Source organism: Mesorhizobium sp. M7A.F.Ca.CA.001.08.2.1 (assembly GCF_003998455.1).
GTDB classification, from domain to species: Bacteria; Pseudomonadota; Alphaproteobacteria; order Rhizobiales; family Rhizobiaceae; genus Mesorhizobium; species Mesorhizobium ciceri.
The window spans coordinates 1-8663 of record NZ_RZPW01000213.1 but is presented as its reverse complement, the minus strand read 5'-3'; the positions used below and the strand labels follow the sequence as shown (position 1 = coordinate 8663).

At 60.1% G+C, this 8663-nt stretch carries 15 protein-coding genes and 1 tRNA gene; 11 read left to right on the top strand and 5 right to left on the bottom strand.

Annotated features, from left to right (window positions below; all coding sequences use genetic code 11):
* From EN914_RS14800 to EN914_RS14790, 3 genes are all read left to right on the top strand, one after another.
* Positions 1-295: ABC transporter permease subunit (locus EN914_RS14800; protein WP_407067780.1), on the top strand; the 295-nt coding region annotated here is incomplete at its 5' end.
* Between the two features lie 2 nt (positions 296-297).
* Entirely contained in the window at positions 298-1062 is a 765-nt protein-coding gene (locus tag EN914_RS14795; RefSeq protein WP_024503222.1) for an ABC transporter ATP-binding protein, read from the top strand.
* Positions 1062-1790: an ABC transporter ATP-binding protein gene (locus tag EN914_RS14790; RefSeq protein WP_024503221.1), complete on the top strand. Its 729-nt coding sequence runs from the start codon at positions 1062-1064 to the stop codon at positions 1788-1790. Before EN914_RS14795 ends, EN914_RS14790 begins: the two co-directional genes overlap by 1 nt.
* Before the next feature lie 388 nt (positions 1791-2178).
* On the opposite strand, the gene EN914_RS14785 is transcribed toward EN914_RS14790, so the two are convergent.
* From EN914_RS14785 to EN914_RS14775, 3 genes are all read right to left on the bottom strand, one after another.
* Positions 2179-2268: transfer RNA gene (locus EN914_RS14785), tRNA-Ser, on the bottom strand.
* A 73-nt stretch (positions 2269-2341) separates the two neighbouring features.
* The gene (locus EN914_RS14780) at positions 2342-3547 is read right to left on the bottom strand and encodes a site-specific integrase (RefSeq protein WP_024503220.1); all 1206 of its coding nucleotides are present in this window, start codon (positions 3545-3547) and stop codon (positions 2342-2344) included.
* On the bottom strand, positions 3544-4044 hold the full coding sequence (locus EN914_RS14775) for a hypothetical protein (RefSeq protein WP_024503219.1): 501 nt from the start codon (positions 4042-4044) through the stop codon (positions 3544-3546). The genes EN914_RS14780 and EN914_RS14775 overlap by 4 nt, the downstream gene beginning before the upstream one ends.
* A gap of 151 nt (positions 4045-4195) precedes the next feature.
* On the opposite strand from EN914_RS14775, the gene EN914_RS14770 reads away from it, so the two are divergent.
* From EN914_RS14770 to EN914_RS14745, 6 genes are read left to right on the top strand one after another with little or no spacing between them, the layout of a single operon-like run.
* Positions 4196-4405: a hypothetical protein gene (locus EN914_RS14770; RefSeq protein WP_024503218.1), complete on the top strand. Its 210-nt coding sequence runs from the start codon at positions 4196-4198 to the stop codon at positions 4403-4405.
* Positions 4402-4731 (top strand): hypothetical protein, encoded by a 330-nt coding sequence (locus tag EN914_RS14765; RefSeq protein ID WP_024503217.1) that lies wholly within the window; start codon positions 4402-4404, stop codon positions 4729-4731. The genes EN914_RS14770 and EN914_RS14765 overlap by 4 nt, the downstream gene beginning before the upstream one ends.
* Positions 4728-4919 carry a hypothetical protein gene (locus EN914_RS14760; protein ID WP_024503216.1) on the top strand — a complete coding sequence of 64 codons (192 nt, stop codon included), beginning with the start codon at positions 4728-4730 and terminating at the stop codon, positions 4917-4919. Before EN914_RS14765 ends, EN914_RS14760 begins: the two co-directional genes overlap by 4 nt.
* A complete protein-coding gene (locus EN914_RS14755) occupies positions 4916-5488 on the top strand; it encodes a DUF3102 domain-containing protein (RefSeq protein ID WP_024503215.1) in 573 nt (190 codons plus the stop codon). The genes EN914_RS14760 and EN914_RS14755 overlap by 4 nt, the downstream gene beginning before the upstream one ends.
* A complete protein-coding gene (locus EN914_RS14750) occupies positions 5485-6075 on the top strand; it encodes a hypothetical protein (RefSeq protein WP_024503214.1) in 591 nt (196 codons plus the stop codon). Before EN914_RS14755 ends, EN914_RS14750 begins: the two co-directional genes overlap by 4 nt.
* On the top strand, positions 6072-6365 hold the full coding sequence (locus EN914_RS14745) for a DUF6074 family protein (RefSeq protein ID WP_024503213.1): 294 nt from the start codon (positions 6072-6074) through the stop codon (positions 6363-6365). Before EN914_RS14750 ends, EN914_RS14745 begins: the two co-directional genes overlap by 4 nt.
* A 38-nt stretch (positions 6366-6403) precedes the next feature.
* Here the strand turns inward: EN914_RS14745 and EN914_RS14740 are convergent, their stop codons facing one another.
* Positions 6404-6712 (bottom strand): hypothetical protein, encoded by a 309-nt coding sequence (locus tag EN914_RS14740; protein WP_024503212.1) that lies wholly within the window; start codon positions 6710-6712, stop codon positions 6404-6406.
* Positions 6713-6856: 144 nt separating this feature from the next.
* On the bottom strand, positions 6857-7117 hold the full coding sequence (locus EN914_RS14735) for a hypothetical protein (protein ID WP_024503211.1): 261 nt from the start codon (positions 7115-7117) through the stop codon (positions 6857-6859).
* A 101-nt stretch (positions 7118-7218) separates the two neighbouring features.
* On the opposite strand from EN914_RS14735, the gene EN914_RS14730 reads away from it, so the two are divergent.
* Both EN914_RS14730 and EN914_RS14725 read left to right on the top strand, forming a co-directional pair.
* The gene (locus tag EN914_RS14730; protein ID WP_024503210.1) at positions 7219-7530 is read left to right on the top strand and encodes a hypothetical protein; all 312 of its coding nucleotides are present in this window, start codon (positions 7219-7221) and stop codon (positions 7528-7530) included.
* Positions 7531-7632: 102 nt separating this feature from the next.
* Positions 7633-8601, top strand: a complete 969-nt coding sequence (locus EN914_RS14725; RefSeq protein WP_024503209.1) for a hypothetical protein — start codon at positions 7633-7635, stop codon at positions 8599-8601.
* The last annotated feature ends 62 nt before the right edge of the window (positions 8602-8663 follow it).

Genomic DNA, 8663 nt, shown 5'->3' with positions numbered 1-8663 from the left:
AGCCTATATGATGGGCGCTGTGATCGCTTCCGTGGCCGGATGCCTCTACGCCGCCAAGATGACGGCCATTTCGCCGGAGAGTTTCACCTTCAACCAATCGCTGCTCATCCTTCTCGGTGTCGTCCTGGGCGGCATGGGCCGCATTCCCGGCGTCGTCCTTGGTGCTGTTCTCGTGGCCCTGCTTCCGGAGGTGCTGCGCGGCGCGGGGACCTATCGTCCCCTGGTGACCGCAATTGCGCTGCTGGCAATCATGCTCTTCAGGCCGAACGGGCTGTGGCCGGACAAGCGAGTTTGACCATGGCGCTGCTGGAAGTCCGCGACCTGCGCCTCAGTTTCGGAGGACTGAAAGTCCTTCACGACATTTCGTTCTCAGTTGAGAAAGGCGCCATCAACAGTCTTATCGGGCCGAACGGGGCCGGCAAGACATCACTCTTCAATTGCCTGACCGGCTTCTACAAGCCGAAGGGCGGCTCGATCAGTCTGGGCGGCCGGCCGATCACCGGCTTGCCGCCGCATCGCATCACCGCGCTCGGCCTCGCCCGTACGTTCCAGAACATCCGGCTGTTCAAGGAAATGACCGTTCTGGAAAACGCCATGTCCGGCCAGCATTGCCGCAGCCGCCACGGCATCGTGTCGGCGATCCTGCACTTGCCTGCACAGCGGCGCGAAGAGGAGGAGATCCGCGCGACCGGCATGCGCTGGCTCGATTTCGTCGGCATCCAGCAGCATGCGCATCGCCGCGCCGGCGGTCTCTCTTATGGCGATCAACGGCGGCTCGAACTCGCAAGAGCCCTGGCGTCGGCGCCTACGCTCATCCTGCTGGACGAGCCTGCCGCCGGCCTGAACGAGCGCGAGAAGCTGGACCTTGTACACCTGATCCGCCGCATCCGTGACGAAACCGGTGTCACCGTCCTGCTGATCGAGCACGACATGGGCCTGGTCATGCAAGTGTCGGAGAAGATCGTGGTGTTCGACTACGGTCAGAAGATCGCCGACGGGCCGCCGGAGGCCGTGCGAGCAGACCCTCGGGTCATCGAAGCCTATCTCGGTACGGAGGAATGATGGAAGCCGAAATCGTTCTTTCCGCGGACCGCATCGTCGCGCGCTATGACGGCATCGAAGCCCTTCATGGCGTCAGTCTTTCTGTCAAACGCGGCCAGATCGTCGCCCTGCTTGGCGCGAATGGTGCAGGCAAGAGCACCACCCTGCGCACGCTGTCCGGCCTTGTTGCCGCATCCTCCGGATGTGTCCGCTTCCTGGGCGAGGACATAACCAAAGTCCCTGCCCATCGCCTGCCGCATCGCGGGCTCGTCCACGTCCCGGAGGGAAGGCGTATTTTCGGCGACATGACGATCAGGGAGAACCTTGACCTGGGCTCGTTTACGCTTGCCGACGACGTCGAGCGCCGGCGACGGCTGGACCATGTTTTCGAGCTCTTTCCCATCTTGGCGCGCCGGCAGAATGGCGATGCAAGGAACCTCTCGGGCGGTGAGCAGCAGATGCTGGCGATCGGCAGAGCCCTCATGGCCGCGCCCAAGGTGCTGTTGCTCGATGAGCCTTCCATGGGTCTGGCGCCGCAACTGATCAAGGAAGTCATGAACATCGTGCAGCGCCTCAATCGTGAAGGCGTGACCATCCTGCTTGTGGAGCAGAATAGCAAAGTCGCCCTGAAATTCGCCGACTACGGCTACGTTCTCAAGGCCGGACGCGTTGTTCTTGAGGGACCAGGCAGCGATCTCGCGAGCAATGAAGCGGTTATCAGCGCCTATTTAGGTGGCGTCGCTGCTTAGCTCGCAAATCTGCCAACGCCCGGATTTTTACAAATGATGCCGCCGCTCCAGTCCATGATTTGTCCGCCTTGCAGGAGTGGGATCAGCCACAACGAGGCGGAGCATATCGAACTCGGATACGCCGTCCCAAAGGGGTAGTTGCGTGAGCCTGCCGAGGGAACACCGGCACTGCGACAGGCTGCCTGGACGATCGGGAAGCGGTCTAATCAGGCAACAGAACCGGTTGTTTCAAGCGCCGCAGGATGTGTCTGCCAACGAAATGGGCCGGGAAGAGCACCATAGTTGTGGTTCACAGAGCGTGGTCTGCGGCAGCCTGGACCTGGCAAAAAGTGCGCGACCTCCACGTCGATCTTGGGCGGGCGCATCTGACTGGCTGCAGGGGCGTCAGTGGCGGAGGAAGTGGGATTCGAACCCACGGTGAGCTTGCACCCACGCCGGTTTTCAAGACCGGTGCCTTAAACCGCTCGGCCATTCCTCCAACTAATTGCAATCACTGTGCTTTTTTCCATTTGCAGCGGGCTTCGAAAAGCCCTTTGCTACGCACTTTGCAACTATTTGCCTTTTCGCTCGCTGCTTATAGCCGCCTGCAACGCGACGTCAACTTGCTCTGCTGCGTCCGCCTGCATTCCTGGCATGACATGCGAATAAAGGTCTAGCGTGATGCCGATGTTCGAATGCCCCAAACGCTCGCTTGCTATCTTCGGGTGAACGCCGGCCGAAAGCATCTGCGTGGCGTGAGTATGCCGCAAATCGTGGAATCGGATGCGGGGCAGGGATGTCTTGCCGAGAACGCGCACCCACTCATGCGTAAGGGATCGCGGCTGCAAAGGCTGGCCGTCTACCTGGGCCACAACGAAACTGTCGCCGTCTGGCCGAAGGCCAAGGCGAAGCTGCTCCTCGGCCTGGCGCGCCCGATGCGCCCTTAGCTCTGCCACGGTGCTGGCTGACAGCGCCACGGTGCGCGCGCGCCCTGACTTCGGTTCCTTGTACCTCACGCCGTCGCTGGTCTGCTCCGCGCTTTCCTCGATCGACATCTGCCGGCGATTGTCTCCTAGCTCAAGATGGCGCCAGCGTAGGGCAAGGATCTCGCCGCGCCGCAATCCGCACGTCACCGCCAACAGGATCGGGATGAACATCCTCGTCGGCCGAAGAGTCTCAAGCAACGTCGCCGTCTGGCTGACATCGTAGGCGAGCATCTTCTGCCGCTCGACCTTGGGTGGCGTCGTCGCCAAGGCCGGGTTGCGTGACAGCCGCTCCCACGTCACCGCTTGGCCGAGCGCCTTGACCAACACCCGGCGGTAGTGGTGGACAGTGCGGGGCGCCAGCGGCGGTAGCAGCTCACGCTTGTCGCCATCTTTCTTGGTGCGGTGGTCGACGCGCGGTGCCGTCAACGCCGTGGTGAAGGCGGCGTCAATTCGATCGGTTTTCAGCTTTGAGAGGACCACGTTGCCGATCAACGGCGCCAGCCCCTTCCTGCATATCTCGGCATATCGCTCGTGCGTCTTCGGCGCCACCGATGGCTTGATGAAGCCCAGCCATTCGTCAAGGAACTCGGCAACCGTCTGTTTGGTGGGCTCGACATAGAGGCCTTGGTCGAGGACGGTGACGAGGCGGGAGCATTCCTTCTGCGCCTCACGCTTCGTGCCCGTGAAGCTGTGCCATTTGCGTTTTTTCTTTCCGGTCTTCGGGTCGATCTCGCCAACGTCGAGGACGATTGCCCAATGGCCTGGGCTGCGCTCGCGAATGTGGCCTTTCATTCGTCATCCTCCTCATCAATGTGACCGCCTTCATCGATCGCCTTGAACATCATCTTCAGCATTTTCGCTCGGTCCTTGGCCTTGGCTTTGATCTCGTCTGCCGCCTTGCTGAGGTCAATGAATTCTCCGTCCGACCGCAACCGATGAACTTGCTCGGTGATGCTGTTCACCGCCAACGTCAGCTTCGCGATGTCCTGTATAAGAGAACTGTTGAAGGCAAGAGCCATCTTTCCAAGGCGCTGCCAATCGGTTTCGCCGCTTGGATTGAGTGTGTCAGTGATGACTTCCGTCCGGGTCAATATGGTCTCGTGAAGGCTCCTGGTCTGCTTGTAGATTTGATCAATCTCATCATCGATCCGCAAAGCGTTTTGAGCCAAGCGCCGGACAGCGTCTGAGCGGGTGGCAATGCGGTTTTGATATCGCCAGTCGTCGATCGATTTGAGCTCATCATCCGACATCATTATTGGTATGCGATTTTCGCGCGGCGCCTTGGCCATTTCAATTCGTCCCTTCCTATCACTGCCTGTAATCCAATACACCAACAAAATCGGCACAACAAGCACAAGTAGCGCTTGTGCGGAACGTTTTGTGAACCTACAATGAAAATCGGCACAAGTAGCGCTGATTCAAAACGGAGGTTCCAAGACAATGACACTGACTGAAGCACTCTCCCGCGCCACAGTATCGGTGCCGGAAGCCGGAAAGGTCTTTTATGATCTGGGCCGAAATGCATCCTATGACGCCGCCAAGCGCGGAGACATGCCGACTGTGACCATCGGCGGAAAGATCCGGGTTCCGGTGGCGCCCGTCGCAATCAAACTTGGCTTGCAGGTTACGGCGGTGAGGGCGGCCGCATGACCGCTAGGGCGCAGATACAACTCGCTGTAGACAACGGACCGACCGACACCGCGTGGCAGGCAATGGCAAATCAGCCGGAGCGATACGCCCCGCTGATCCGCCGACTGGCAGGCTACTACCTCATGTGCGGCGCCACTGAGAACGACTGTGATTTCCCACAGATCGGGACAGCGATCGAGTTGGCGATGCCAGGCTATGCGGAACTGACCCCAGACGAGACATATTTCGTTCGGGCCGGGGCCGTAGTGGTGATCTGCGGATATCACCCCGATGTCGAGATCGACGGCATGGCGAAGATGTGGATGGCTGATGGAGCGCCCGAATGAGCCTCATGACCGGCTGCGATCACGAGCACAGTGACGTCATCGAACAAGCCGTTGAGTGGTATGCCGCCAACTACGGCGCCTGCGAGCGGCCGATAGTGCCAACGTTGCAAAGGCGGTTCGGTCTGACCGCTCACCAGGCGATCGTCGTCATCCGTGAGACGACATTGCGCAGGGCGCGCGCCGCATGAGCAACCGTCTCCCTATCCTCGCCTCTGAAGCGAAGAAAGCACACAAGGACGTCGGCACGTTCACAGGCATGGCGGCCGTCCAGGCCCTTAAAGCCGGCGAAGTGCTTGCCGAAGCCAAGGCCCTTTGCGGGCACGGGCACTGGGCGGCGTGGCTGAGGTCGACCAGTATCTCAGAAAGGTCGGCACAGCGCTACATGCTCATGCATCGAGCCGGTCTGAAACCCGCCATCGTGGCGGATTTGGGCTTCGCCGCTGCCGAACGCTACGCCGGTCTAGGCATGAAGTTATTGCCGGCCGAGGGCGGCGCCGCTTGCCTCGTCTTCGGTGACGAAGACATCGATCACGTAGGACTAGCGTACTGGTGGCGCGCGACAGGTCCGCACGTTGTTTACTGGTGCATCCAGTTTATCGGAGAAGGCGAAGTTCTTCACCTCCACCATACGATCCCTATCTGGCTACTCGGGGCGATGGAGGTCGACCGAGTTGAGCGTCATGACCTCTACAAGCTGCAGCCAGCGACCCAGGAGGAAGCCCTCGATTTCATCACGCGGTTCGAGGATGCAGCATGATGAAAGACAATGCTGAACAGCGCGCCTTCACGTCGTGGAAACTCGACATGCTCGACGCCATGTCTGTCGACCCCGAGGTGACCGACGCTGACTTCCGCGTGGCCTTCCGAATGATGCAGCATGTCAACAGCGTGTCGCGCATTGCCTGGCCGTCGGTCGATCGCTTGGCGGTGCAGTTGGCGCGATCACGCGACAGCATCATGGCATCTACCAAGCGCCTATGCGCTGCCCTGACAAAGGACGGCCGGCCGCGCCTTCCATGGATGAGAAAGAGCCGGCCGCACAAGCGAGCAGCCAATCAATACGGCTTCATGGGAGACCGCGCGAACATGGTCTTGGATGCCATGCATCAGCGGATGGAAGACTTCGAAAACGATAAGTTTGAGGTGGCAAATCTCCAACCTCAAAACCCGTTTGAGGTGGCAAATCACCCTGGGTTTGAGGTCGCAAATCCACCCTATGTTGAGGTGGCAAATCTCCAACATAAACACCTTAATGGAACTACCTTAGAAGAACACCTTCATTCAAAGGGCTCCGAGGATTGTGAAGCTAGTGCTTACGCGCGAGCCAAGAGGAGAACTGCATGAAGCAGCTTGACCTTCTGGATTGGAACCCGCCTTGCATGCTGATCGCCTTCCCGATGGCGAAGCGTATCGGCAAGATCCGGCGTGTTGCCGAGGTGCTTTCGGCGAGGCGTGGCGCTGCGGCGACGAACTACTGGAAGCAGATGGTTGCCACTATGGGCGGGCAGATGCAACGCGCCGGCTTCGATCGAGACACGATCAATCGCGAACTGCGCGAGTTCCACGATGCCGTTCAGCGCGAGCTTTGGCTGCGATCTGGACATGGCCAGCGGCCAGGAGGCAGCGCCGCGTGACCCGGCTCCACTCTGAGAGCCGGGTCTGCAGTCGGAAATTAGTAGTCGTTGTTCTCGATAACGACGTGACGATGGCGGCGGTGCATCGGGCGGTCGTCCGAACGCTTGACGACGACGACGTCGGGACGATGATGCCTGCGCCAATGATGGCGATTGCCGTTGTCGTAAAACGCCTCGGTGCCATGACGGCGATGATGGAGGCGAGCTCCGTCCTCATTTATGACGACAGCGTCCGAACGATGGTGATGGCGGTGCTGGTTCGTGGTGAGAACGATCGCATCGGCCGACGCAATCGAAGGCGCGGCCAAGCAAAGCGCCAGCGCGCCCAGAATCAGGGTGGTTTTCATTTTCAACTCTCCAAGGAAGTAAGATGCCCTTCGGTCAATAAACACCCTTTGCAGACTTTGGTTCCTGCCTGGAGTGTTAGCCCGCTCGACCAGGCGAATAGCCGCGCCGCCTCCCTGATGGTCTCGGCCAATGAGCGGCAGATTTCACAGCCCAATAGTTTGGCCGGCTTCAACCTGAAGAAAATCTGCGGACGAATTCCGGGACACCGCGTCCTGGAACGCGTCGACGGCAGAGCCGTGGGTGACATCGACCAGCACGGCCGCCGCGGCTTGAACCTTGTCGGCCGCTTCTTCGACCTTGTCGAATCGCATCAGCATTCGATCATGGAGCATCGACAACCGGGCCGCGTGGTAGAGCACGCTGCGCTTGTGATAGTCCGAGTCCAAAGGTTCGAACAGCATCATGGTCCAGACTCCTCAACGCGCAGTTGGCAGTGCGATCTTCAGCAGTCCATTAGCAAACCTTCATTTGCCGCTTTGGTTCCGTTTGCTGCGAGTGAAGATGCATGACCTCCGGCCCGGACCCGCAACTCGACGCCTACATCGCGTCCGTTGAGGCTGCACTCGCGGATCTACGTCGATATGTCGGCCAAGCGGCTGAGCAACCGCCGGCAGCGCCAGTTGTGATGGAACCCGAAAGGCGAACGGACCTGATTGGCAGGGAGTGGATAGAGACCGGTTCGGCAGCGAGCCGGTTCGAGATTTCGAAATTCAGAGTGCTGGCCTGGTGCCAACGCGACGGCAGCTTCGGCTGGAAGCGAGGCGGTCGCTGGTTTGTCTCGATCTCGAAAGTGCAGGCAAAACTAGGCATCCGATAGCCTTGTCGTGTTTGTCGCGTTTGTCGTGTTTCGAGCCCTTCGTCTGTCGTGTTTCGTTCGGCATCTTCGGTGCATGTCCACAGCCCGAAAGTTCGAACGCAGATGAACATCCAAACCATCGTCAAGTCGTTGCGAGGAGGCCAGACGAACACGGCCGACCAGCTTCGTCAGACGCTTGACCAGATCAACATCGAAGGCCTGGAGGCCGCGGCCGAGAAACTGGAAGCCGAACGGCGCCGGGTGCTCCTCGACGGCAGCGACAAGGAACTCGAGGCGATCGAGACCAAGATCGCGGCGGCAAACCGCGACATCGAGCGCGCCTATGCGGCCAAGGCCGAATTGGAGAAGCGCCTCGAGGCAGCCATCGCTGCGGCGACTGAGGCTGAACTCTCCGACCGTTACAACGCCGCGAAGGCCAAAGCCGATGCTGCCGCCAAGTTGCTTCGGAAGGAATACCCCGACCTAGGCCAACGCCTTGTCGAACTGATTAGGGTGGTCGCCGAGGCTGACGTCGCGATCGAGGAAGCCAATAAGCGATTGCCCGAGGATGCTGCTGCGCTGTGGCCTGTCGAGGTGACGGTGCGCCGGCGCCCAGGATCGGAGGAGAAGACCCTCAGCGAGAAGGAAGTCCAGCTTTGGTGTCACGCCGGGTCTTGGGAGATATTGCCCGACAACAGGCAGGGCGAGGCCGAGAAACGCGCCAAGGAGCTTGGAGCCGAAGGGCGGCTGCCTTCCGATGGCATCATCCATATTCACGGCGGCATCCGTGCGGTCGAGCGCCGCTTCATTCGGCGGACCTATCTGCCCCGGACCAGCCCGATCCATTACTCTCCGCTGGCCAGTGTCGTGCTGCCCGGCCTCGTCGCCGGCGACCCTCCCATCTGGGAGCACAGGAACAACAGCACAGACATGCCAAGGCTTGTCCTGGCAAGGATGAGTGATCTCGCGATCATGCGGCCGATGCCGCCTGATGCCGATCAGGAACCGGTCACTCAGCTGATCGCAGTTGCCGATACGCCTGCCAAGGCCAAGGAAGAGCCTGCCACCATCGACATGGCCGAGGAGCCGTGATGATGACGAGTGTTAGCCAAACGCTCGGATTGAATACGCCGACGACCTGGACAGTTGTCGGC

Bases quoted from the DNA above. Each gene is read 5' to 3' on its own strand.
- EN914_RS14725 (WP_024503209.1), top strand. From the start codon at position 7,633: ATGAACATCCAAACCATCGTCAAGTCGTTGCGAGGAGGCCAGACGAAC.
- EN914_RS14735 (WP_024503211.1), bottom strand. From the start codon at position 7,117: ATGATGCTGTTCGAACCTTTGGACTCGGACTATCACAAGCGCAGCGTG.
- EN914_RS14765 (WP_024503217.1), top strand. From the start codon at position 4,402: ATGACCGCTAGGGCGCAGATACAACTCGCTGTAGACAACGGACCGACC.
- EN914_RS14730 (WP_024503210.1), top strand. From the start codon at position 7,219: ATGACCTCCGGCCCGGACCCGCAACTCGACGCCTACATCGCGTCCGTT.
- EN914_RS14780 (WP_024503220.1), bottom strand. From the start codon at position 3,547: ATGAAAGGCCACATTCGCGAGCGCAGCCCAGGCCATTGGGCAATCGTC.
- EN914_RS14775 (WP_024503219.1), bottom strand. From the start codon at position 4,044: ATGGCCAAGGCGCCGCGCGAAAATCGCATACCAATAATGATGTCGGAT.
- EN914_RS14760 (WP_024503216.1), top strand. From the start codon at position 4,728: ATGAGCCTCATGACCGGCTGCGATCACGAGCACAGTGACGTCATCGAA.
- EN914_RS14740 (WP_024503212.1), bottom strand. From the start codon at position 6,712: ATGAAAACCACCCTGATTCTGGGCGCGCTGGCGCTTTGCTTGGCCGCG.
- EN914_RS14790 (WP_024503221.1), top strand. From the start codon at position 1,062: ATGGAAGCCGAAATCGTTCTTTCCGCGGACCGCATCGTCGCGCGCTAT.
- EN914_RS14770 (WP_024503218.1), top strand. From the start codon at position 4,196: ATGACACTGACTGAAGCACTCTCCCGCGCCACAGTATCGGTGCCGGAA.
- EN914_RS14795 (WP_024503222.1), top strand. From the start codon at position 298: ATGGCGCTGCTGGAAGTCCGCGACCTGCGCCTCAGTTTCGGAGGACTG.
- EN914_RS14755 (WP_024503215.1), top strand. From the start codon at position 4,916: ATGAGCAACCGTCTCCCTATCCTCGCCTCTGAAGCGAAGAAAGCACAC.
- EN914_RS14745 (WP_024503213.1), top strand. From the start codon at position 6,072: ATGAAGCAGCTTGACCTTCTGGATTGGAACCCGCCTTGCATGCTGATC.
- EN914_RS14750 (WP_024503214.1), top strand. From the start codon at position 5,485: ATGATGAAAGACAATGCTGAACAGCGCGCCTTCACGTCGTGGAAACTC.